Consider the following 22,801-nt stretch of genomic DNA (forward strand, 5'->3'; position numbering starts at 1 on the left):
CAGATTTATTCATCATGCAACGGAATGTCCTCTTCAAGCAAAGGTTCATTTTCCGGCTCGTCATCAAGCCAGGCTATAAATAATTTATAACCTATTGAAAAGACAATTGGTCCAACAAATAATCCTATAAATCCAGACATTATAAAGCCGCCAATAACACCTAAAAAAATAATAAGCATAGGAACCATTGCGCCTTTTCCTAATAAAAGCGGTTTTAAAATATTATCTGAAAGTCCGCTTATAATAAAGTAGGTTGTCCAGAAAATAGCATAGACTGAATTTCCTGTTGAGAAAAGATAAATTATAATTCCGATATTGATTATAAAAGGGCCAATTTGCAGGATTGAAAATATCAGGCATAAAAGAGTTAATAGTCCTGCATAAGGAATCTCTGCAAAATAAAGACCGATTGCCTGAATAATAGTTTGAATAATTACCACTCCAATAATACCTTTTACCACTTGATAGGTTGTCGAAACCAAAATCGCTAAAATTTCTTCGCCTTTATTTCCTGCAATTCTCATAACAAATTTAGTAGCCATTGTTTTGGCAGAAGTAGATACAAGCAAAACTCCCGCAATAACAACCGATAAAAGAAACTGAAGAAACGCCAATCCCGAACTTAATACTCCTGCCATAATTACTTTTGAAACATCTTTGATTTCCTGACCGTATTTTAGAAGACTGTTTTGCAGATCAGAAGATAATGAATCTAAAAAATTGTGCAAAGGTTTTCCGATTACTGGCCAGTTTTTGATATATTCTGACGGTGTGCTAATTTTGAGTGTTCCGTCTTCAAAACCGCGTTTTAATTCTAAGAAATTGGATGTAACTGAGTTTAGGAAATACAATACAGGCAAAATCATCAATATTATAATAGAAACTGTAATTACAATTGAAGCCAAAGTTTTACGTCCTCTAAAAATTCTCTGAAGAAAATTAAAAAACGGATGCAAAATGATAGCCAATATTACCGCCCAAATCATAGGCATTATAAAGGGCAACATTAATTTGAAACAAAAGCCGACAATCAGGAAAATAAAAAAAGATGCAAAATAGTTTCAAAAAGCTCTTTCCGGTTAGTCATTTTAGAATTTTTCATTTTTATTGTTTTTGAGGGATATTGTTTACATACTTTTTTTTAATTCCGAAATTCTCCACTATCAAATTGGGATTGGCTCCAGTTCTACCCTTTCAATTGGTCTACGCCAAAGCTTAAAAAGCAGAATAATTATAATGGGCAAAAAGCATACTGCTGTCATAACGAGATAAATATCTTTATAAGCCAATAATATCGATGCCTGTGCAGTTTTGTTAGAAAGACTTTTTTTTGGCTGCTACCGCTTCTTAAAAATAAGTCTTTTTTATGTTAAATAAACTTCTTTATTTTCATTTCAAATTACCGTTCTCTTTAGAGTTAACGGCTAAAATTATATTTCCTTGATTTACTCGAAAATCTGAAAGATATTTTTTATAAATTTGATGTAGAAAATTTTTTTCTATAGCATTTACCCCAAGTCATTTTTTTTAAATTTCCCGTTTTTGTATCAATTTTTAAAAGACTTAGTAACGAAAAATATAAAAAATGAAAAATTTTACCCTTACTGCCATTTTTTTAATGAGTACTTTTTTCATCACTACTTTTGCTCATTCAAAAAATAATTTAGAAACAGCGAAAACTATCATAGCAGAACCAACTATAAACAGCGCTTCGATCGTTGCTTTTTTTAAAAAATACACTGAATTAAAGGAATACCAAAACGACGTTGCTGCACTATATACAAAAAAAGCATACAAAGCAATTTGGTATGATGGCAATGATATAAACGAATTTGGGCATTTGTTATATCATAAATTAAATTCGACTTACGAAGAGGGCGTTCAAATAAAGATTCCGTATAAAGATAAAATTGATGAAGTTTTTGATGAAGATTCAACTTCAAAAATTTCAGATTCTGACACTGAACTTCTATTAACTTCGATGTATATTTTATATGCAAAACATGTCTATCAAGGTATGGATGCGGCGGAACAAGATAAAATTCAATGGTATTTGCCAAAGAAAAAAATATCTTATCAAACCTTGCTCGATTCTATTGTTACTAATCCGAATTTATTTCAGAAAAATGATAAGGTACTTTTCAGTCAATATTATAAACTTCAGGAAGTACTGAAAAAATATCGAACCATCGAAAAAAATGGAACATGGAATAAAATAGCTATGGATACGCCTTTTCAAGATTTAAGACCTGATGCTACTTCACAAACCATTGCAGACATTAGACAGCGTTTGGCTGTTGTTGGAGATTTAGCCAAAGATTCTAAAAGCAATTTCTACGACCAAGAGCTAATGGATGGAATCATGAAATACAAAGCACGTTATGCCCTTAAACCAAATTATATCATTACAAAAGATTTTATAGATCAGATGAATGAGCCTATAAGCGACCGTATTAAAACGCTTATGCTAAATATGGAACGTTGCAGATGGATTCCGCCAACGTTAGAAAAGCAGGATGAATTTGTCATGGTTAATATTCCGTCTTTCATGCTTTATTATGTTAGAAACGGAAATTATGATATTGTTTCGAATGTTTTTATCGGAACTCCATTAACTAAAACTGTAATTTTTAGCGGTCAGATCGATCGTATTGTTTTTAGTCCGTATTGGTATGTGCCGAGCAGTATAATTAAGAACGAACTGAAACTAAAAATGGCTGAGGATAAAAATTACCTAGCCGATCATAATATGGAATGGAACGGCGGGAATGTCAGACAAAAACCGGGTCCACAAAATGCTTTAGGTTTGGTGAAATTTATGTTCCCAAATCCGAATGACATTTACATGCATGACACGCCATCTAAAACCTTGTTCGGATTTGAAAAACGCATTTTCAGCCACGGATGTATTAATGTTGAAAAAGCAAAAGAATTGGCTATTTCTATGTTACGCGATTATCCAGACTGGCCAGTTGAAAAAATTAACGCAGCAATGAGCGGCGAAAAAGAAACACCTTGTATGCTTAAGAAAAAAATTCCGATCTACATTGGTTATTTTACGGCTTGGGTAGATCGAGATGGTCAAATTGGCTTTTTTCCAGATGTTTATGATAGAGATACTCATTTGAATAGTCTTTTATTTCCGGAAGATACTGGGTTTAAGAATTAAGAAGTTAAAGAGGAAAGATTAAAGAGGAAAGATTAAGATTATATAGAAACCTCCAAAATTAGTTTTGGAGGTTTTTTTATTTTTTAGAATTAGTTTTTTTGGCGTATTTATCTAAAATATATCGTGTTACAGGTCGGAGTGGTTTATCGTTTTCAGGATGTCTTCCGTGTGTATTAAAAAAATCTGCTTTATCATTCCCAATTTTTGCATACCAAATAATTGCCTCACCGTTTTTAAAACAAGCTGTAGTATCGTAAACTGTGATTTTTTTGAGAGCGTATTTATTCTCATTGTATGGCTCTACTCCATCATTAGTCAAGTATCCATTAGCGCTCAAATCACAATCTACTTTTTCATAATGATCGTGCGACCATTGCATGCATTTATTTCTAGTAAAAGCAAAATAAATTGTTGTTGCTATTAAACCAAAAATAACAGCTGTAATAATCATTGCTGTTTTTGATTTATTAAATAGCTTTTCAAAGAAATTGTATTTAAAATTTCCTTGAAAACGTATTGGTAAATTTTCTTTTAAACTCTCATTTTCCTTTTTTATTTCTTCTATTTTAACTCCCGACTCCAAAACAGGACTTTTCAACAATTCTTCATTTTTTTCAGTTTCAAAACTTTCGATATTGATTGTTTTTTTAAATTTATTGAAAGGTCGATCTTCAAAATCTACCAAAATCGCAGCTAATTCTACTGTAGTAATTTTTGCTGGTTCGATCCCTCCTCTAAAAAACCCACCTACTTTTTTAAATTTATTTGTGTATCCAGTTAAAGTGTTTTCTTGTTTTGAGTCAAATTCAAACTTGAAAAAATTACGATAGACAAGTAAATCTCCTTCTTTTGGATTTGAACTGAAAATTTCCCAACACAAATCCCTTAAAAGTGCCTGCGAAGGATTGTTTAAATAATGTGAATATTTCCCTTCAACTTTTTCACTTCTATATTTATTTCGAATAGCTTCTTTGTATTCATTTTCAATATCACTTTGAGTAATTTTTTTCATATGCCTTGAGGATTTTTCAGGATTTTTTCTGGGATTTTTCAGGATTTTTCACGCATCTCGGTAAAGTTAATACTTCCCGGAATTCCGTATCAATGCAGGCTTATAATCGGCTTTACTTTGCCTTAGAATTAGTTCTTGTTCGATTCGCGATTAGGACAAAATTACAAAACTAGTTCTATTAAAAGTGTGGAAAACCGTAAGACGGAATTTATCTGGGAAGTATAAATGAAAATCTTACTGTTCTACGCACTTCACTTCCCAAACAAAACTTGGTATTGCCATTTAACAAATTTCGGAAAAGTTCCGAACGGCCCTACCCATGTCCAATTTTTAAATCTAAAAAAATGAAAACATTATATTTATTGGGAGCGTGCGCGCTATTGTCAACTACATTATTTTCTTGTACAGCTGACGAAGATACGACAGAAAACAAAGCTGCAACTGAGGTAAAAAAAGCGGTAAGTCCTGCAATGCCATCTTATGCTGATGGTCCAGATGATGATCCGATTAAGGTACCACCACCGCCAACTAAGGACTAAATAAAATTAGTTTTACTATAAATTTAATTAGTAAATTCGGGGAAAGTAAACTTTATGTTACGATCCCCGTTTTTATATTTTATTTGTTTTGTTTTTCTTCTTTCCTGTGAGGAAAAAACGGGATCTATTAGTGGTAAAAACTCTCTAAATAAAGAAGCCAAAGCTTTTCGAGAAAAAGGAATAACAAACCTCGAAAAAGAAAATTTTAATAGCGCCTTTTATAACTTCAATAAATCAAAAATAGCTTTTGAAACGCTAAAAGATAGTGCCAATATCGTTTACAATCTAATTCAGATGGCTTCTATTCAGCAGATCAATGGCGATTATTATGGAAGCAAAGAAACGTTGACTGAAGCATTGCCTTTTATTACAAAAAAAAATGTTTACAGTGCTTCTATTAATAATTTTTTCGGAATAGCAGATAAAGAACTTGCTATTTATAATGATGCAATCTATTATTATAAAGAGGCAATTAAAGACTGCACTGATTCCATATCAAAACAATCTCCATTAAATAATATCGCAGTTGTTTATATTCAACAGAAAAAATATGATAAAGCGATCCTTATTTTAGAATCTATTTTAAGCAAAAAAATATTAAACGATAATTCGCTAAAAACAACCAAAGCCAGAGTTACAGATAATCTGGGTTATGCTTATTTTAAAAAGGGAATTAACAACAAAGGTTTTTTGTTGATGAATGAAGGTTTTGATTTAAGAAAAGAAATAAACGATTCCTATGGCACTCTTCAAAGTAATCTTCATTTAGCCGAATATTTTATTAATACAGATCCAAAGAAAACAAATCAATACGCATTAGATGCTTATAATGAGGCAACAAAATTAAATACTATTGATGAACGTCTAGATGCATTATCGCTTTTGATTTCAAATAATTATAAAAATCAAAGTACGAAATATGCAAAAAAATACATCACGCTAAGTGACAGCATTATAAAAATCCGCAACAACTTTAAAAACAAATTTGCCAAGATTAAATACGACTCTAAAAAAGAGAAAGACGAAAACCAGAAACTTCGTTTAGAGAAAGCTGAAAATTTATTAGCACTTCAGGAAGCAAAATACCAAAGAATTTTGTTTGCCTCCGGAATCATTATATTATTCTTCGCCTTAATTTATCTGAGAAAATACTATAGAAATAAAAGCAGAGTCGAAAAAATAAAAACGGCGTATGATACTGAAACCAGAATTGCCAAAGATATTCATGACGAATTAGCGAACGACGTTTTTCATGCGATCACGTACACGCAGACACAGCCTTTAACTAACGAAAGTTCTAAAGAAACCTTATTACAAAAACTAGATCATATTTACAATCGAGTCAGAGGGATTTCACGAGAAAACAATGATATAGACACTGGTGCTAATTATCCGAATAATTTAAAAGAAATGCTTTCGACCTATAATAGCAGCAACACGAATGTTATTATTAATAATATAGAAAAAGTAAATTGGGATTTGGTTGAAGACCTAAAAAAAATTGCAATACAGCGCGTATTGCATGAATTAATGGTCAACATGAAAAAACATAGTGAGGCTTCTATCGTGGTTGTAAAGTTTGAAAGCAACTCAAATATTTTATTTATAAACTATACTGATAATGGAAAAGGCCACGAAAAAACACAAATTATAAAAAATGGTCTGCAAAATATGGAAAACCGTATTCTGGCAAATAAAGGAACTATTACTTTTGACACTGAACCAGATAAAGGTTTTAAAGTAAAAATAACGCTGCCTAAATAAAAGCCATATGTTTAAAAAAGTAATAATTGCCGAAGATCTCGACGTGATGAATTTAGGAATTCAACAAGTTTTAAAAGATTTGAATATAGTAGATTTTCAGCATTCAAAATTTTGTGACGAAGCATTTTTAAAAATACGCGCCGCAATTCATCAAAATGAACCTTATGATTTATTGATAAGCGATCTTTCATTCAAAGCTGATCATCGCAAAGCAGAAATTGTTAATGGAGATGAGCTGGTTCAAAAAGCTCGCGAACTGCAGCCTAACATTAAAATTATAGCCTATTCTGTAGAAGACAAAAGCTACCGAATTAAATCTCTTTTTGATAATGCAGGAATTGATGCTTTTGTATTAAAAGGCTTAAATAGTATCGAAGAGCTTAAAAAAGCGATCAATATTATTTCGAGTTCTGATCAAAAATTTATTTCACCTGAAATTGCTTCTGCACTTCATGAAAAAAACAATTACGAAATAGACGATTTTGATATTTTAATTCTAAAACATTTATCATCTGGAACACCACAAGACGATATTATAGTTATTCTGAAAGATTTAGGCTTAAAACCGAGCAGTAAAAGCGCCATGGAAAAAAGACTTTCTAAACTCAAAGACTTTTTTAAGGCAAACAATACTGTGCATTTGGTTTCTATTGCAAAAGATATGGGAATTATTTAGATCTCATTATTATCATAAATCTTCAAGCTCCTTCGGGAGCTTTTTTTATTTCTTGAAGATAAAAATTACGGATTATGGATTTCCGTAAAATACTGGTTTTAAATAGGTTTAAGTTTGGATTGTTAAAAATTCAAATATTAATTAAAATCAAAAAATCATGGAATACAAAGTAGTGCCATTCGTAGCTTCAATCGATCCAAAAAAAGGAACTTCAAATCATGTTGCTGATCAACTTGAAAGTTTAGTGAAAAACTACACAAATCAAGGTTGGGAATATGTACGATTAGAAAGTGTATCAACATTTGTTCACCCAGATAGTGGATGTTTTGGATTTGGAGCCAAACCAGGTTATACGACAAATAGCCAGATGATTGTTTTTCAAAAAAAATGAAATATATAATACTAATAGTTATTCGGATATATTGGAAGATTATTCCTCCATCTAATAGAAGAAAATGCATTTTTAAAAAATCATGTTCAAATCATGTATTTGAAATAACTCAAAAAGAAGGATTTATAATGGGATTAAAAGCATTTCAATTTCGATATAAAAACTGTAGAGCAAATTTTTCAATTTTTCAGAATCCAATTGATAATAAAATTCAAATGATTCTTCCTTCTCAATTAATAATTGACAAAGATGAAATTGCTGAAAGATTAATTAAATAAACCAACATTATTTTTAAAACCATGATAACAATAGAACTAAAAAGCCATTTTTTGCGATTATATCAAATGGCATTATCTGACGATCAATTTGATGTATTAGAACTGCAAATGATGTATCATTTTGCTGATGAAAGAGGAATTCCGCGTGAAGAACTGGATAAACTTTTTTTAAATCCGATTAATACGGAACTTCTTATTCCTGAAGAATTAAATACAAGAATAGAGTATTTATATGACTTTACGCGTATCATTTGGGCAGATGGAAAAATTACAGATGACGAATTAAATATGCTTAAAAAATACTGCAGAAAATTTAATTTTCTCGACGAAAACATCAACGATTTATCTAATTATCTCATTGACTGTGTTCAGAAAAACATTCAAAAAGAAGAAATTATCAATCAGCTAAACTCTTAAAAATGAAGTCACTTACACAATTATTTAGCTTGAAAAAAGTAGAAGATGCGCCAGCAAATACTTTTGGAGAAGATGAAAATGACAGAGAACAAATAAGAATAACCTATTATCAAAGTGGTTTTGCTGCATCAGTAAAGGCAACGGGAAAACCTATTGTTCTAAAAGCATGCCTTCAAAATTTATATATGAGTTTTGAAGATCAATGCCGAAAACAAAAACTAGAACAAGACAGATTAAAACAGCCTTATAGAGAAGAACAGGAAAAAAGCAGAACTGAACTTAAAAAATCTGAAGCCGCAATTGGTATTTACGAAAAGAAAGAACAAGATATAAACGATGAAATCGATCAAATAAAAAGTGACATTATTGAAGTCAAACGCAATCCTGATAAATTCGGAATTGAGGATGGGAAAGGATTAAAAGCGCAATTTTATATCGGATTATTTTTGCTACTGCCGATAACGCTTTATTTATTAGTATTTTATATCTCAGCATCATATTCAGCTTTTTTCAAAGAATTTTCAAATGATAGTTTAACAGCGGCCATTTTTGACGCAGATGCGCTGACAAATTCTTTTAAGGCAAGCTGGCTCGAAGGTGTTTTAGTAATCACGATTCCGTTTGTTTTTATGGGTCTGGGCTATATTATTCATATGGTACAAAAGAGTAAAGGAATTAAAAATGTCTTCAGAATGATTGCTTTGTTTGCAACAACATTTTTGTTTGATGCATTACTGGCTTACATAATAGAAAAGAAAATATATGAATTCAACAAAACAACAGAATCTTCTCCATATGATTTAAATATCGCGCTTGGCGAATCTGAATTCTGGATGATCATATTTGCTGGATTTGTAGTGTATATTATTTGGGGACTTGTGTTCGATTTTGTTATGAAAGAATTTGAAAACATTGATAAAATCAGGGCTTTTATTAGAGGTAAAAAAGAAAATTTATTAAACCTAGAAAAATTTAAAACAGAGTACATTAATAAAATCAATGATTTTAAAGAGCAAATTGTTACTATAAATGGGAAGATTTCAGAACTTCAATTAAAAATCGATGGTTTTGTGTTTCCTGTAAAAGAATATCTTCATTATCATCATCAATACAAAGAAGGATGGTTTCAAGCCATTAATACTGAAATCGCTTTACCTCATAAAGAAAAAGTAGAATTGCTCGAAGGATGCGAAAATCTATCCGAAGAACATCTTGGAAGAATGAATTTAATCGATCCTAATTTTCAACATTTAGTATATTTTAAAAACTAATATTATGAAAAACACTTTACTAAAAATGGCGATGTCGTTGTTATTGATTTTATTTTTTTCATGCAAGAAAGATTCTGATAAAGAAGAAAAAGAAATTCCAGTTAAAAATTCTGTGGCAGAAAATTATAACATCAGTATACTTCTTGATTTATCAGATCGAATAAGTTTAGAAAAAAATGCTAACCCAACGATGGAATATTATCAAAGGGATTTGGGATATATAAAGTCAGTTTCCGAAGCTTTTACAGAGCATTTAAAATCAAAAAGGATAAGACAAATGAATGATAAAATGCAATTATTTTTTAATCCTGAACCAAAAGATCCAGAGATAAATTCAATTGCTGAAAATTTAAAAATTACTATTGATAAAAATAATGCCTCAAAAGAATTTTTGAATTCAATTACCAAAAATTATGCGTCTAGTACATCAAAAATTTACCAGTCGGCTATAAAAGACAACAATTATATTGGTTCAGACATTTGGAGTTTTTTTGACAATAAGATACAAGATCAATGTATCGACAAAAAATACAGAAACATACTTATTATATTAACTGATGGATACATGTTTTACGATAATACTGTCATAAAAGAAGGAAATCGCACATCATACATCACTCCAGAGTTAATTAGAAAAAATGGATTAAATACTGTAGACTGGGAGAAAAAATTACACGACCAGGATTTTGGTTTTATCAAAACGAATTATAACTTATCTAATCTTGAAGTTTTAGTTGTCGGAATAAATCCGAGCAAAAATAATCCTTATGAAGAAAAAGTGATTCGCACATATTGGAGCAAATGGTTTACTGAAATGAAAATAAAACATTTTGAAATCAAAAATGCTGATCTGCCATCTAATATGGATAAAATAATTAAGGATTTTATTTTAGAGAAATAATAAAGTCAAAACGTAGGTGTAAAAAGAGGAAATATAATGTCCTCTTTTTTTGTTTTAAATTCATATAATAAAACTTCATTATAAAATGTCTAAATTACGGATTTCCATAAAATACTGATTTTGATTGGTTTTACATTTGAATAATTAAACAATTGAAATATTAATTAAAATCTAAAAATTATGAATTACTATGTAAACCAAAATGCACAATCAAATGGAGACCATGAAGTGCATACAGAAAATTGCGAATATTTGCCTTCTTTGGTAAATAGAAATTACTTAGGTGATTATTCTAGCTGTAAACCTGCTGTCGATGAAGCAAAAAAAACCTACTCTCAATCGAATGGTTGCAAAACATGTTGTCCTAATTGCCACACGAGCTAGAATAAATTTCAGAAAACTTGGAGGAATATTTAAATTTTTATTAAAATTCTAAATTTCTCCAAGTTTTAGTTCTACTAATTCTAAATAGATTCACGTATAAATACGCTTTCAAACAATACTAGTTCCAACTACTTTTATCGAATACGTAACCCTTATAAAACGCCTATGCTAAAAAACTACCTGATTTTACTTATTTTATTAGTTACAATTTCCTGCCAAAAAACAGATGGGCCGGCTTCATCTCAAATTAATACATTTTATAAGGAGGTAATTACTGCTGACGACCGCAAAGTAATTACTGCAGAAGAAGCAAAAACCTATCATGTTGATAAAAAATGCAAGTATGAATACAGAACCGGAAAATGTGGCCATTATGAATATAATTATGATGTAGTAGGCATTAATGTAAAAGGAGATTCGGTTTCTGGAAACATTAATATCGAAGGAAAGTATGGTGCCGGAATTTTGATTTCTGATTCGATAAAAGATCTCGAAATTAAAGCAGAGTGGATTGGATATGGAAAACTCAAAGCAACGGACCAAAAAGGAAATGAATATTATTTGATCGTACATCAATGATCACCAAATCTTATCAAATGAAAAAACTGAGAATCGTGTTTTTTATTTTGCTGACATCTTTTAATTCTGTTGAAACAAAAGTATATATCTGCGGGCCGACGGGAGCAAAAAAGTATCATTACAGCGAAAACTGTCGAGGTTTAACAGCCTGCCGGCATCAAATAACAAAAGTTTCCGTTGCTCAAGCCCAAGGCTACGGACTCACACTTTGCGGATGGGAAGATTAGTCGTGTTGGTTAAAATTTATATTTAATCATTTGATAATAATCACTTTACAATAAATTCACATTAGTTTTATTAATTTGAGTAAAACTAAATGTTATGAAATTCTTCAATCTAAATTTTTTGGTTTCATTCAAAGAATGGCTTTTTTTAAGAGCTATGCATTCTACTTTCCTTCATTAATAATTACAAGTTTAAAAGGAAAGTACATTTGAATGAATAAAGTTGAAAACTCATTTTTGCATAAAGACCAATTTGGAGACGATTTCTTGTGGGGTGTCTCAACTGCTGCTTTCCAAATTGAAGGGGCGCATGATGCTGACGGAAAAGGCGCTTCAATCTGGGATGTTTTTACATCTCAAAAAGGAAAGATTAAAAATGGTCATCATGCCATAACCGCTTGTGATTTTTACAATTCGTATCAAAGCGACATCGATTTAATAAATCAATTAAATATTCCGAATTTTAGGTTTTCCATCAGCTGGACTCGAATCATGCCAACCGGAATTCATCCTGTAAATCAAGCCGGAATTGATTACTACAATAAAATCATCGATTCTTTACTTGCACAAGGCATAGAACCTTGGGTAACGCTTTATCATTGGGATTTGCCTAACGCGCTCGAAGTAAAAGGCGGATGGACCAATCGCGAATCGGTTTCTTGGTTTTCAGAATATGTCGAAGTTTGTGCAAAACATTTTGGAGATCGCGTAAAAAATTGGATGGTGATTAACGAGCCATCTGTTTTTACAGGAGCCGGGTATTTTTTAGGCATTCACGCACCCGGAAAAAAAGGAATTACAAATTATCTAAAAGCCATGCACCACGTTACTTTAGCTACTGTTGCCGGCGCAAAAATACTTCGCGAAAAAGTAACTGATGCGAATATCGGAACTACTTTTTCCTGCACTCACATTGAGCCTTTCTCTCAAAACCAAAAAGATATTGAAGCCGCAAAACGTGTCGATACTTTACTCAACAGAACTTTTATAGAACCGCTTTTAGGTCTTGGTTATCCGCAGAAAGATTTGCCTGTTCTTAAAAAACTCAATAATTATATTTTAAAAGATGATCTAAATAATCTTGCGTTCGATTTTGATTTTATTGGTCTGCAATGTTATACACGAGAAGTCGTAAAATCTTCATTATTGATTCCGTACATAGGTGCCGAGTTAATCAGCGCTGAAAAAAGAAACGTCATAGCGACAGATATGGGTTGGGAAGTATATCCTCCTGCCCTATACAATATCTTAAAAAGATTTAACGAATATCAAGGCATCAGGAAAATTATAATTACTGAAAATGGTGCTGCTTTTCCAGACACCGTTACAAACGGAAAAGTATACGATATTAAGCGAACACATTACATTCAGGATCATTTAGAACAAATTCTAAAAGCCAAACAAGACGGTTATAGTGTCGATGGTTATTTTGTATGGAGTTTGACTGATAATTTTGAATGGGCAGAAGGCTACAGCGCCAGATTTGGATTAATTCATGTTGACTTTGAAACGCAAAAAAGAACTATAAAGCAATCTGGATTTTGGTTCAAAGATTTTTTAGCTTAAAACTGATATGAATATCAATTAAATCTAAACGGATATTGCTGTTTTAAAATTCCGATATGAATCTTGCCATTCTGTTTTAAATGAGCTGTTACAAGAACAAATTTTTCTTGGGGGTAATTTAAATCATAACTAAAGGTTGTATCTTTTACTTTAACCTGAAGAAGATGTTTTCCCTCATCTGATATTGAAAGTTCTGCTGTTTCATAACTTGGCATTTCATTTGTTGCCTTTAAGTTAATTTCTTGAGTTTTCTTTTTATCCAGAAATACTTCCAGTTTTAATTTATCCAGTTTCATATCTGTTGGCTGTTCAAACGAGACAACATATTTTTTACAGCCAAAATTGCATAAAACAATTAATAGTAGGAGAAGCTTTTTCATAAAATATGTTTTTTTGAACTGATAGTTACGATCAAAATCTTTTATAATTTTTTATAAATATAAATAATTTTATGATAATTAATGACCTAGAAAAGGTATGTTTTATTGTCATTAAAATTAGCAATTGCCAACAAATAAATTCAAGAAAAAAAACTGTTTTTAAAGCAAAATAAACACTTATTTTGCTGATTTTATTAGGTTTATAGATTATTTTTTCTTATCTTTATATTATAAATAACAGTTAATATATGCCAAAAAACAAACTTTTTAAATGCCTGAATTACTTCTTAAAAAATTATTCTTTTTACCTTCCAAAGCATTCTATTTTTCCAAATGCTTCCGACTTTCATTTAGAAAGTATTTTGTCTAATCTTTTTTCTGCACAAAGTATAAACACGCAGAAGTCACTACAGCAATTGCTCCAATTCCAATCGTAATTATTTTTTGCGGATACATTTTCTGAGCCATTATTTTAGAAAATTTAGTCGCAAAATCAAAGAAAAGATTTCCATTTTCAGGATGTTCTTTCGATTCTTCATTTTTATTTTCCACCAAAACAACTTTTTCTATGCCTTCATTCTCTCTTTCAACAATTACATCTTTGCCTACTTTTTCAATTCGTTTTGATTCTTCAATTCTATACTTTTCATTAAACTTTTTAAAAGGACGCGGTTGAAAATCGACCATAATTGCGGCAAGGTTTATTGCATCAATATTTGATGGATCTGTTTCACCTTTAAAAAAGGTTTCAATAGGTCTAAACTTATCTTTTTGTTCTTTAAACTTATTCTTTTTGGTGTGATCAAAATCTAAACAAAATAAATTTTTAAAAACATTTAAATCATCCTGTGTTGGGTTATTCTCGAAAATAAGCCAGCACAAATCGCGGAGTTTTCCGCGCGAAGGACTGAACAAATAATCAAAATGTACTCCTTCTTTTTCTGTCTCGTATTTAATCTTAATCTCTTTTTTATATTCTTCTAATATCGTATGCATGGTATTTTTTTTTAGGAATTTTTGGGAATTCATGGGAATCTCAGGAAAACGTGGGAATTCTGGGAATCCCTTATCTACAATGGTTTAAAAGCGCCTTTACTTTGCCATAGAAATTAGTTCAAGTTTTGTCTGCAGACTAAAACAAAAATATAAAACTAGTTCTAATTAACAGTGTGGAAAACCGTAAGATTGAGTTTATTCGGGAAGTATAAATAACATCTTACAGTCCTACACGCTCTACTTCCCAAAATCAATTTGGTATTGTCTCAATAGACTCTGGATCATTCCGGACAGCAATACCTATGTCTAATTTCTAAATTAAATTAAAATGAAAAAACTATTACTTTTAAGCGCTTTTGCGTTGTTATTTACTATATTTTCTTGTACCGCTGACGAGTATGAAACGCAGCCAAAAAAGAAAACAGAAAAAATTGATCACTTAAAATCAACTCAGGCTGATGATGGTCCTGGTGACAAATTGCCGCCGCCACCGCCGCCAACTGATGAATAAATATATTTTTAGTATTTAATTAATTACTATTTTCGGGGAAAGTAAATTTATATGTTACGGTCCCCTTTTTTTTGTTTTATCATGTTGCTTTTTCTTTTTTCCTGTCAAGAAAAAAAGACTGTTAATACCAATATAGAACCCATTCGAAAAGAAGCACTTAGTTTACGAAATAAGGGAATTTTAAATTATGAAAAGCAAAATTTTAATGCTGCTTTTTATGAGTTTAATAAATCAAAAATACTTTATGAAACTTTAAAAGATAGTGCCAATATCGGATATATACTCATTCAAATGGCATCTATTCAGCAAGTAAACGGAGACTACTATGGTAGTAAGGAAACCGTAACGGAAGCATTGGCTTATTTTAAAAAAAAGAGCGTATATACAGCTTCGATAAAAAACATATTAGGTGTGGCTGACAAAGAACTTTCTCTTTATAATGATGCTATTATTTACTACAAAGAAGCAGCAAAAGAATATACTGATCCCATTGTGAAGCAGGTCCCTTTAAGCAACATCGGGTCTCTTTATATCCAACAAAAAAAATACTCCGAAGCAATTGCCATTTTAGAGTCTATTTTACGCAAAAAAATATTAAAAAGAGAATCTCAGTCTACATTGCAAGATAATCTTGGTTATGCTTATTTTAAAAAAGGAATGGATGAAAAAGGCTTCAATTTAATGAAGGAGGCTCTCGAGATAAAAAACAAAATTAAAGATACCTACGGAAGTATTGAAAGCTATCTGCACTTGGCCGATTACTATGCTAAAAAAGACATTCAAAAATCAGATGAAAATGCTTTTGCTGCTTACAATATTGCTACAAAACTAAATAGTGTTGATGAAAGATTAGAATCGCTTCAAATTATAATTTCAAATAATCACAGCGAGAATCACAGCAAATATGTACAAAAGTATTTTACTTTAAACGATAGTATTATTAAGATTAGAAATAACTTTAAAAATAAGTTTGCGAAGATTAAATACGATGCTAAAATAGAAAAAGATGAAAACGCAAAACTTCGTCTAGAAAAAGCAGAAAACCTATTATCGCTTCAAAGAGCCAAATACATGCGGATTGTATTTGTAATTGTTTTTGTTTTTTTAGTCATTTTAATAGCAATTTTGATCCGTTATTATAAAAATAAAAACAAAGTCATTGAATTTAAGACTTCTTATAATACTGAAACCCGAATTGCTAAAAAAATCCATGATGAGTTGGCAAACGATGTATTTCAAGTGATTGCTTATGCAGAATCTCAGCCCTTATCTAAGGAAAGCGCTAAAGAAAATCTACTCCAAAAATTAGACGATATTTACGGACGTGTAAGAGGAATTTCGAGAGAAAATAATAGAATTGAAACTGGTATAGATTTCACCAATAGCATAAAAGAAATGCTTTTGGCTTATAATACAAGCGAAAGAAATATCATTGCTACTAATTTAGAAAATATAAACTGGGAAGTTATTGATGATACAAAAAAGATTACCATTAGTCGAATTTTACAGGAATTAATGGTAAATATGAAGAAACACAGTACAGCAAGTTTAGTTCTTATAAAATTTGAAGGTGATCAAAAATCAATTTTAATAAACTATACTGATAATGGTAAAGGAGCCGAAAAAAGTAAGATGATAAAAAATGGTCTCCAAAACATGGAAAGCCGTATTCAGGCTGTTAAAGGAACCATTGATTTTGATACAGAACCTGGAAAAGGGTTTAAAGCAAAAATAGCCATACCTAAGTAAAGATAATTCAAGTTTAATCTTCTCTAAGAACTACTTATTTCCAAAAAAAAACCTCCCAGAATTTTACTTCTGAGAGGTATCCTACTAATAACTATTAAAATGGTATTCTACTTCCAACCGCCGCCTAGGGACCTGTAAACATGAACCGCAGCATTAAGTTGTTCTTTTTTAGTATCGATCAATTCTAATTTCGATTCTAATGCATCACGCTGTGTCATTAAAACTTCAAAATAATCTACTCTAGCCGATTTAAATAAATCATTAGAGACATCAATTGAGGTATTTAATGCATCAACCTGCTGTGATTTTAGATCATAGCTTTTTTGCAGATTATCGATCTTAGAAAGCTGATTAGATACTTCTAAATAAGCGTTTAAAATAGTTTTATCATAATTATATAAAGCTTGAAGCTGTCTTGCATTTGCACTAGAAAACTCTGCTTTGATTGCATTTCTGTTGATAAGCGGCGCCGCTAAATCTCCAGCTAAAGAATATAAAATCGATTCTGGAAACGTAAACAAGTAAGATGGCTTAAAGGCTTGTACTCCAAAAGCTGCAGAAATATCCAGTGAAGGGTAAAATTCAGCTTTAGCTACTTTTACATCTAGTTTTGCAGCGATCAATTCTAATTCGGCCTGTTTTACATCAGGACGATTCATTAATAATTGAGATGGAATTCCAGCGCTCACTGAAGCTGGCAGCAACGTTAAGAAGTTGGTGTTTGTTCTCTTAATTTCCTGCGGATAACGGCCTAACAAGAAATTGATTTTATTCTCCGTTTCTTTTATCTGCTGTAAAATATCAAACTCTAAACTTTTTGAAGTCAGAACCTCTGCTTCAAACTTTTTAACACCTAATTCTGTTGCTCTTGCAGCCTGCTTTTGAATTTTCACGATTTCTAAAGCGTTTGACTGCAAAGTAATTGTTTGTTTTACAATATCTAATTGGCTGTCTAAAGCTAATAATTCATAATAATTATCAGCGATCTCAGAGATAAGATTTGTAACCACAAAGTTTTTACCTTCAACTGATGCTAAATATCTGCTTACTGCTGCTTTTTTAGAATTGCGCAGTTTTCTCCAAATATCTACTTCCCAGTTTGCATATGCTGCAATTGTAAAATCGCCAAGCGGATCCGGAGTTTCTATACCTGGTTTAATTTCAGTAGTGGCATCACCAGCACCTTGGCTGGTATACCTTCCTACTTTTTCAACTCCAGCTCCGGCACGAATACCAGCAGATGGTAATAAAAGTCCTTTACGAACTCTAACATCATTCTTTGCTATTTCTATTTCCTGCAGCGTCATGTTTAATTCCTGATTGTTTTTCAGGGCTACATCAATCAAATCAACAAGGTTTTGATCTTTGAAAAATTCATTCCACTTTACAGCTGCTGTAGTAATTGTATCCTGAGCTTTAGCAGTACCAAATGCTTCAGGAACTGGTGTACTGGTCGTTGCAGTTTCTGCGACAGGAGCTTTACAGCTCGCTACAGCAAGGCAAAGACCTAATGCTACACTATATTGATATATTTTTAATTTAGACATGATTGTTATCAATTTCTTCAGTTAATGGATTCTCTTCTTCATGTTTCACCAGTTTGTGTTTCTCTGCAATTTTGGCAAAAATGTAATATAATCCTGGAATTACAAATACTCCACAAATAGTTCCGATAAGCATACCTCCGGCAGCTGCAGTACCAATTGTTCTGTTACCAATTTTACCAGGACCGGTAGCAAATGCAAGCGGTAATAATCCTGCAATAAAGGCAAATGAAGTCATCAAAATAGGACGGAACCTCGCTTTAGCTCCTTCCATTGCTGACTCGAGTACAGATTTTCCTGCTGCATGTCTCTGTATGGCAAACTCTACAATCAGAACGGCATTTTTACCCAATAAACCAATAAGCATTACCATGGCAACCTGAGCGTAAATATTATTTTCTAGTCCAGCAACCTTCAATAAAAGGAAAGCTCCAAAAATACCCGCTGGCAATGATAAGATAACTGATAAAGGCAGAATAAAACTTTCGTATTGAGCTGCTAAAACCAAGTACACAAATCCCAAACAAATCAAAAATACCCAAATTGCCTGATTACCTTGTGCAACCTCATCGGCAGAAATACCTGCCCAGTCAATGTCATATCCTCTAGGTAATTTTTTTGCCGCAACTTCCTGAATTACTTTAATTGCAGTTCCTGAACTATATCCTGGAGCTGCACCACCACTAATCTCAGTAGAAGTATACATATTGTGTCTTGTAATTTCAGAAAGACCATATACTTTTTCTAATCTCATAAAAGCTGAAAAAGGAACCATTTCATCACGATCATTTTTCACATAAAGCTTTAAGATATCATCTGGCTGTGCACGGTATTCTGGTGCTGCCTGAACGATTACTTTATAGTTAATTCCGTATTTGATAAAACTAATTTCATAGTTACTACCCACAAGAGTTGACAAAGTATTCATCGCATTTTCGATAGAAACCCCTTTTTGCTGTGCCAAATCATTATCAACTTTCATCATGTACTGAGGGAAACTCGCACTGAAGAAACTAAATACGTTTGAAAGCTCTGGACGTTTGTTCAATTCTTCAACAAACTCTTTGTTTACAGCTTCCAATTTTTTGAAATCACTAGTTCCTGTTTTATCTAACAGACGAAGCTCAAATCCTCCAGCTGCTCCATATCCTGGTACCGCCGGCGGTTGAAAAAATTCAATATTAGCTCCTGGAATATCTTTTGATTTTTCTTCCAGTTCTGTCATAATCTCCTGTACAGATTGTTTACGATCGTTCCAATCTTTTAAGTTGATCAAACAAGTACCTGCGTTAGATCCAGTACCTTCAGTCAAAATTTCATAACCTGCTAATGAAGAAACTGATTTTACTCCTTCTACACCTTCAGCAATTTTTTGTAGTTTCTCAGCAATATTATTTGTTCTTTCTAATGATGAACCTGGAGGTGTTTGAATAATAGCGTAAAACATACCCTGATCCTCATTCGGGATAAAACCTGATGGAACTGTGCTGCTGATCAACCATGTTCCAGTGCAAAAACCTAGAAGCGCAATAATAGTAACAGCTCTTCTGTTTACAATTTTACCTAATAGATTTTGGTATTTCCCTTGTGCAAGGTTAAACTTGTTATTGAAACCATCTATAAATCTATTTACTGGTGTTTTCTTTTTAGGCTGATCGTGATTGTTTTTTAACATCATCGCACAAAGTGCCGGTGTTAGAGTTAAAGCCACAATACCTGAAAGTATAATTGCCGTCGCCATTGTGATAGAGAACTGTCTGTAGAATACTCCAACAGGTCCTGACATAAATGCAACCGGTACAAACACCGCAGCCATCAAGAAAGTAATCGCAATAATTGCCCCTGCAATTTCGTGCATCGCTTTTTTTGTCGCTTTAAATGGCGAGAGATGTTCTTCCTCCATCTTGGCGTGAACGGCCTCGATAACTACGATCGCATCATCGACGACGACCCCAATTGCTAAAACCAAAGCAAATAATGTAATTAAGTTTAATGAAATATCAAAAAACGTCATGAACACAAAAGTTCCTACTAATGAAACGGGAACAGCAATTGCTGGAATAACCGTAGAACGCCAGTCTCCTAAGAAAAGGAAAACTACTAATCCTACCAATATAAACGCTTCAATCAAAGTGTGAATTACTTTTTCGATAGAGGCATCTAAGAATTTAGAAACGTCATATGAAATTTCATAATCCATTCCTTTTGGAAATTTCTGCTTAATTTTTTCCAGTTTAGCTTTTACGTCTTCAATAACCTGGTTTGCATTACTTCCAAAAGATTGTTTCAATACAATCGCTGCAGAAGGTCTTCCATTTAAGTTCGAATAAATATCATACATCGAACTTCCAAACTCTACTTTAGCAATATCTTTCAAACGTAAAAGTTCACCATTGCTAGTTGATCTTACAACGATATTCTCATATTGTTCTTTGGTTGTAAAACGTCCAGAATATTTCAATACATATTCAAATGCTTGAGAACGTTTACCAGAACTCTCACCAGTTTTACCAGGCGAAGCTTCTAAACTCTGGCTTGATAATGCTTCCATTACCTCATCAGCAGATATTTTATAAGCTAGCATACGATCTGGTTTTAACCAAATACGCATTGCATATTCACGTGTTCCTAAGATATCTCCAGATCCAACTCCATTTACCCTTTTCAATTCTGACAATACATTAATATCGGCATAGTTGTATAAGAACTTCATGTCGGTATTTTTATCAGTACTGTAAAGATTCACATACATCAACATACTTGGTACCTCGCGCGTAATCTTAACCCCTTCTCTTACTACTAATGGAGGTAATTTATTTGTAACCGAAGCCACACGATTCTGAACGTTAATTGCAGCCTGATTCGGATCTGTACCTAAGTTAAAAACGATCTGAATACTTGCTTCACCATCATTTCCTGCATCAGAAGTCATATATTTCATTCCAGGAACTCCGTTTAAGGCTCTTTCTAGAGGAATAACTACAGATTTGATCATCAGCTCACCATTAGATCCAGGATAATCCGCCGTAACGTTTACCATTGGAGGAGAAATGGACGGAAACTGGGTAATCGGCAAACTCATAACCGATAATACCCCTAAAAAGACAATTATAAGCGATATTACTATCGACAGAACTGGTCTTTGTATAAATTTATTAAACATCTATTTATTTTTTAATGATTAAACTAATTGGAATTTGCAATTGTCTTAAGTTTAAGATTTTAAGTTTGAGATTCAGCGCGAAACTTGAAACTTGAAACCTGAAACCTGAAACACCTAAAACAAAACTTTACTCCGCTTTTAATCGTAAATTATTGATAACCTTTGAAGGAGCGATGTAAGTGAAGTTGATCTTATCATTCTCTTTTACTTTCTGAACTCCTTCCAGCAAGATTTTATCATTTTCAGTAAGACCGCTGCTTACAACGTATAAATCTGGAATTTCGCCTGTAATAGTAATTTCTTTAGAACTTACTTTATTGTTTTTGTCAACGATAAAAACATATTTTTTATCCTGAATTTCGTAAGTCGCTTTTTGCGGAATTACAATAGCGTTTTTCAACGGAACAAGCATTTGTACTTTTCCAGTTTCACCGTTTCTTAATAGTTTATTTGAATTAGGGAATCTTGCTCTAAAAGCAATATTTCCTGTTTCATTATTAAATTCACTTTCGATCACTTCTACATTTCCTTTTTCTTTAAAAATGTCGCCATTCGCTAAAAGCAAACTCACATTATTACCAGCGCGGTCTTTTACATCAGTTTGATATTGAAGATATTCTGGCTCAGAAACGTTGAAGTATGCAAACATTTGACTGTTGTCTGAAAGGCTTGTCAATAATTCACCTTCATCGATAAGACTTCCTAATTTTAATGGAATTCTATCAATAGTTCCGTCAAACGGTGCTCTGATTTCAGTAAATGATAAATGAAGTTTTGCCAAAGCAACTTCAGCTTTTGCTGATTGCAATTTTGCTTGAGCCACACTCAATTCGTTTTTAGAAACGATGTTTTTATCGGCAAGCAATTTAGAGTTTTGCAATTCAATTTCTACTGATTTTTGTTCAGCCTGAGCTTTAAGTAATTCAGCCTGATACATGTTTGGCATAATTTTGAACAACAGCTGGCCTTTTTTTACAAACTGTCCTTCATCGACAAAAATGTTTTGTAAAAACCCTTTTTCCTGGGCACGGAGTTCGATATTTCGAACAGATTTTATCTGCGAAACATATTCTTTTGTAAACGAAGTATCAATTCTTACCGGATTTGTAACGGTAAATTTTTCAGCTTCTTCTTTTTCTTCTTTTTTAGTTGTACAACTAGTAAGGCACACAAGGGCAAATAAGCCTGTGAACAAGATAATTCTTTTCATGATTTTATTGGAAATTAAGCGATTGAATGCTTGGAATACAGTGATTCCTTTAGATGAAAAAATGCATCAGGCAACCT

The 22,801-nt window shown here is 32.2% G+C and carries 22 protein-coding genes; 15 read left to right on the forward strand and 7 right to left on the reverse strand.

The features are described 5' to 3' along the window. Positions 1-5: 5 nt before the first annotated feature. On the reverse strand, positions 6-1,040 hold the full coding sequence (locus tag IRZ83_RS14570) for an AI-2E family transporter (protein ID WP_317174572.1): 1,035 nt from the start codon (positions 1,038-1,040) through the stop codon (positions 6-8). Positions 1,041-1,585: 545 nt separating this feature from the next. Here IRZ83_RS14570 and IRZ83_RS14575 point away from each other — a divergent pair. Then, on the forward strand, positions 1,586-3,169 hold the full coding sequence (locus IRZ83_RS14575) for a murein L,D-transpeptidase (protein WP_194569865.1): 1,584 nt from the start codon (positions 1,586-1,588) through the stop codon (positions 3,167-3,169). Between the two features lie 76 nt (positions 3,170-3,245). On the opposite strand, the gene IRZ83_RS14580 is transcribed toward IRZ83_RS14575, so the two are convergent. Beyond that, positions 3,246-4,181, reverse strand: a complete 936-nt coding sequence (locus IRZ83_RS14580; RefSeq protein ID WP_194569867.1) for a hypothetical protein — start codon at positions 4,179-4,181, stop codon at positions 3,246-3,248. A gap of 344 nt (positions 4,182-4,525) precedes the next feature. On the opposite strand from IRZ83_RS14580, the gene IRZ83_RS14585 reads away from it, so the two are divergent. From IRZ83_RS14585 to IRZ83_RS14640, 12 genes are all read left to right on the forward strand, one after another. Further along, positions 4,526-4,720 (forward strand): hypothetical protein, encoded by a 195-nt coding sequence (locus tag IRZ83_RS14585; RefSeq protein WP_194569869.1) that lies wholly within the window; start codon positions 4,526-4,528, stop codon positions 4,718-4,720. 54 nt (positions 4,721-4,774) lie between these two features. Next, the gene (locus IRZ83_RS14590; protein ID WP_194569871.1) at positions 4,775-6,484 is read left to right on the forward strand and encodes a tetratricopeptide repeat-containing sensor histidine kinase; all 1,710 of its coding nucleotides are present in this window, start codon (positions 4,775-4,777) and stop codon (positions 6,482-6,484) included. A 7-nt stretch (positions 6,485-6,491) separates the two neighbouring features. Beyond that, positions 6,492-7,160 (forward strand): response regulator transcription factor, encoded by a 669-nt coding sequence (locus IRZ83_RS14595; RefSeq protein WP_194569874.1) that lies wholly within the window; start codon positions 6,492-6,494, stop codon positions 7,158-7,160. Between the two features lie 157 nt (positions 7,161-7,317). Continuing rightward, positions 7,318-7,551: a hypothetical protein gene (locus IRZ83_RS14600; protein ID WP_194569876.1), complete on the forward strand. Its 234-nt coding sequence runs from the start codon at positions 7,318-7,320 to the stop codon at positions 7,549-7,551. Beyond that, the gene (yidD, locus tag IRZ83_RS14605) at positions 7,548-7,829 is read left to right on the forward strand and encodes a membrane protein insertion efficiency factor YidD (RefSeq protein ID WP_194569878.1); all 282 of its coding nucleotides are present in this window, start codon (positions 7,548-7,550) and stop codon (positions 7,827-7,829) included. The genes IRZ83_RS14600 and yidD overlap by 4 nt, the downstream gene beginning before the upstream one ends. Before the next feature lie 21 nt (positions 7,830-7,850). Then, on the forward strand, positions 7,851-8,246 hold the full coding sequence (locus IRZ83_RS14610; RefSeq protein WP_029272849.1) for a hypothetical protein: 396 nt from the start codon (positions 7,851-7,853) through the stop codon (positions 8,244-8,246). Positions 8,247-8,248: 2 nt separating this feature from the next. Beyond that, positions 8,249-9,517 carry an ABC transporter permease gene (locus IRZ83_RS14615; RefSeq protein WP_194569880.1) on the forward strand — a complete coding sequence of 423 codons (1,269 nt, stop codon included), beginning with the start codon at positions 8,249-8,251 and terminating at the stop codon, positions 9,515-9,517. Between the two features lie 4 nt (positions 9,518-9,521). Next, positions 9,522-10,418 carry a hypothetical protein gene (locus IRZ83_RS14620; RefSeq protein ID WP_194569882.1) on the forward strand — a complete coding sequence of 299 codons (897 nt, stop codon included), beginning with the start codon at positions 9,522-9,524 and terminating at the stop codon, positions 10,416-10,418. Positions 10,419-10,598: 180 nt separating this feature from the next. Continuing rightward, positions 10,599-10,802 carry a hypothetical protein gene (locus IRZ83_RS14625; protein ID WP_228520705.1) on the forward strand — a complete coding sequence of 68 codons (204 nt, stop codon included), beginning with the start codon at positions 10,599-10,601 and terminating at the stop codon, positions 10,800-10,802. Between the two features lie 165 nt (positions 10,803-10,967). Then, positions 10,968-11,381, forward strand: a complete 414-nt coding sequence (locus tag IRZ83_RS14630; protein ID WP_194569884.1) for a hypothetical protein — start codon at positions 10,968-10,970, stop codon at positions 11,379-11,381. 17 nt (positions 11,382-11,398) lie between these two features. Next, the gene (locus IRZ83_RS14635) at positions 11,399-11,608 is read left to right on the forward strand and encodes a hypothetical protein (RefSeq protein WP_194569886.1); all 210 of its coding nucleotides are present in this window, start codon (positions 11,399-11,401) and stop codon (positions 11,606-11,608) included. Between the two features lie 210 nt (positions 11,609-11,818). Next, positions 11,819-13,171, forward strand: coding sequence for a GH1 family beta-glucosidase (locus IRZ83_RS14640; RefSeq protein ID WP_194569888.1), 1,353 nt, complete (start codon positions 11,819-11,821; stop codon positions 13,169-13,171). A 14-nt stretch (positions 13,172-13,185) separates the two neighbouring features. Here the strand turns inward: IRZ83_RS14640 and IRZ83_RS14645 are convergent, their stop codons facing one another. Together IRZ83_RS14645 and IRZ83_RS14650 are read right to left on the reverse strand one after the other, a co-directional pair. Beyond that, positions 13,186-13,551 (reverse strand): hypothetical protein, encoded by a 366-nt coding sequence (locus IRZ83_RS14645; protein ID WP_194569890.1) that lies wholly within the window; start codon positions 13,549-13,551, stop codon positions 13,186-13,188. A 366-nt stretch (positions 13,552-13,917) separates the two neighbouring features. After that, complete coding sequence (locus tag IRZ83_RS14650) at positions 13,918-14,547, reverse strand: hypothetical protein (protein WP_194569892.1); 630 nt, start codon at positions 14,545-14,547, stop codon at positions 13,918-13,920. Positions 14,548-14,875: 328 nt separating this feature from the next. Here IRZ83_RS14650 and IRZ83_RS14655 point away from each other — a divergent pair, with 328 nt between their 5' ends. Beyond that, the gene (locus tag IRZ83_RS14655; protein ID WP_194569894.1) at positions 14,876-15,058 is read left to right on the forward strand and encodes a hypothetical protein; all 183 of its coding nucleotides are present in this window, start codon (positions 14,876-14,878) and stop codon (positions 15,056-15,058) included. Positions 15,059-15,139: 81 nt separating this feature from the next. Further along, positions 15,140-16,807: an ATP-binding protein gene (locus tag IRZ83_RS14660; protein ID WP_317174570.1), complete on the forward strand. Its 1,668-nt coding sequence runs from the start codon at positions 15,140-15,142 to the stop codon at positions 16,805-16,807. 107 nt (positions 16,808-16,914) lie between these two features. Here IRZ83_RS14660 and IRZ83_RS14665 read toward each other — a convergent pair whose 3' ends face one another. The 3 genes from IRZ83_RS14665 to IRZ83_RS14675 all read right to left on the reverse strand — a co-directional run bounded on the left by IRZ83_RS14665 (position 16,915) and on the right by IRZ83_RS14675 (position 22,724). Beyond that, a complete protein-coding gene (locus tag IRZ83_RS14665) occupies positions 16,915-18,354 on the reverse strand; it encodes a TolC family protein (protein ID WP_029272838.1) in 1,440 nt (479 codons plus the stop codon). Next, the gene (locus IRZ83_RS14670) at positions 18,347-21,514 is read right to left on the reverse strand and encodes an efflux RND transporter permease subunit (protein ID WP_194569898.1); all 3,168 of its coding nucleotides are present in this window, start codon (positions 21,512-21,514) and stop codon (positions 18,347-18,349) included. Before IRZ83_RS14670 ends, IRZ83_RS14665 begins: the two co-directional genes overlap by 8 nt. A gap of 127 nt (positions 21,515-21,641) precedes the next feature. Next, entirely contained in the window at positions 21,642-22,724 is a 1,083-nt protein-coding gene (locus IRZ83_RS14675) for an efflux RND transporter periplasmic adaptor subunit (RefSeq protein ID WP_029272836.1), read from the reverse strand. Positions 22,725-22,801: the final 77 nt, after the last annotated feature.

It is taken from the genome of Flavobacterium sp. JLP, assembly GCF_015350755.1.
GTDB lineage: Bacteria > Bacteroidota > Bacteroidia > Flavobacteriales > Flavobacteriaceae > Flavobacterium.

What these genes read in the sequence shown, in the direction of transcription:
- IRZ83_RS14575 (WP_194569865.1), top strand. Translation starts at nt 1,586, where the DNA reads ATGAAAAATTTTACCCTTACTGCCATTTTTTTAATGAGTACTTTTTTC.
- IRZ83_RS14580 (WP_194569867.1), bottom strand. Translation starts at nt 4,181, where the DNA reads ATGAAAAAAATTACTCAAAGTGATATTGAAAATGAATACAAAGAAGCT.
- IRZ83_RS14585 (WP_194569869.1), top strand. Translation starts at nt 4,526, where the DNA reads ATGAAAACATTATATTTATTGGGAGCGTGCGCGCTATTGTCAACTACA.
- IRZ83_RS14590 (WP_194569871.1), top strand. Translation starts at nt 4,775, where the DNA reads ATGTTACGATCCCCGTTTTTATATTTTATTTGTTTTGTTTTTCTTCTT.
- IRZ83_RS14595 (WP_194569874.1), top strand. Translation starts at nt 6,492, where the DNA reads ATGTTTAAAAAAGTAATAATTGCCGAAGATCTCGACGTGATGAATTTA.
- IRZ83_RS14600 (WP_194569876.1), top strand. Translation starts at nt 7,318, where the DNA reads ATGGAATACAAAGTAGTGCCATTCGTAGCTTCAATCGATCCAAAAAAA.
- yidD (WP_194569878.1), top strand. Translation starts at nt 7,548, where the DNA reads ATGAAATATATAATACTAATAGTTATTCGGATATATTGGAAGATTATT.
- IRZ83_RS14610 (WP_029272849.1), top strand. Translation starts at nt 7,851, where the DNA reads ATGATAACAATAGAACTAAAAAGCCATTTTTTGCGATTATATCAAATG.
- IRZ83_RS14615 (WP_194569880.1), top strand. Translation starts at nt 8,249, where the DNA reads ATGAAGTCACTTACACAATTATTTAGCTTGAAAAAAGTAGAAGATGCG.
- IRZ83_RS14620 (WP_194569882.1), top strand. Translation starts at nt 9,522, where the DNA reads ATGAAAAACACTTTACTAAAAATGGCGATGTCGTTGTTATTGATTTTA.
- IRZ83_RS14625 (WP_228520705.1), top strand. Translation starts at nt 10,599, where the DNA reads ATGAATTACTATGTAAACCAAAATGCACAATCAAATGGAGACCATGAA.
- IRZ83_RS14630 (WP_194569884.1), top strand. Translation starts at nt 10,968, where the DNA reads ATGCTAAAAAACTACCTGATTTTACTTATTTTATTAGTTACAATTTCC.
- IRZ83_RS14635 (WP_194569886.1), top strand. Translation starts at nt 11,399, where the DNA reads ATGAAAAAACTGAGAATCGTGTTTTTTATTTTGCTGACATCTTTTAAT.
- IRZ83_RS14640 (WP_194569888.1), top strand. Translation starts at nt 11,819, where the DNA reads ATGAATAAAGTTGAAAACTCATTTTTGCATAAAGACCAATTTGGAGAC.
- IRZ83_RS14645 (WP_194569890.1), bottom strand. Translation starts at nt 13,551, where the DNA reads ATGAAAAAGCTTCTCCTACTATTAATTGTTTTATGCAATTTTGGCTGT.
- IRZ83_RS14650 (WP_194569892.1), bottom strand. Translation starts at nt 14,547, where the DNA reads ATGCATACGATATTAGAAGAATATAAAAAAGAGATTAAGATTAAATAC.
- IRZ83_RS14655 (WP_194569894.1), top strand. Translation starts at nt 14,876, where the DNA reads ATGAAAAAACTATTACTTTTAAGCGCTTTTGCGTTGTTATTTACTATA.
- IRZ83_RS14660 (WP_317174570.1), top strand. Translation starts at nt 15,140, where the DNA reads ATGTTGCTTTTTCTTTTTTCCTGTCAAGAAAAAAAGACTGTTAATACC.
- IRZ83_RS14665 (WP_029272838.1), bottom strand. Translation starts at nt 18,354, where the DNA reads ATGTCTAAATTAAAAATATATCAATATAGTGTAGCATTAGGTCTTTGC.
- IRZ83_RS14670 (WP_194569898.1), bottom strand. Translation starts at nt 21,514, where the DNA reads ATGTTTAATAAATTTATACAAAGACCAGTTCTGTCGATAGTAATATCG.
- IRZ83_RS14675 (WP_029272836.1), bottom strand. Translation starts at nt 22,724, where the DNA reads ATGAAAAGAATTATCTTGTTCACAGGCTTATTTGCCCTTGTGTGCCTT.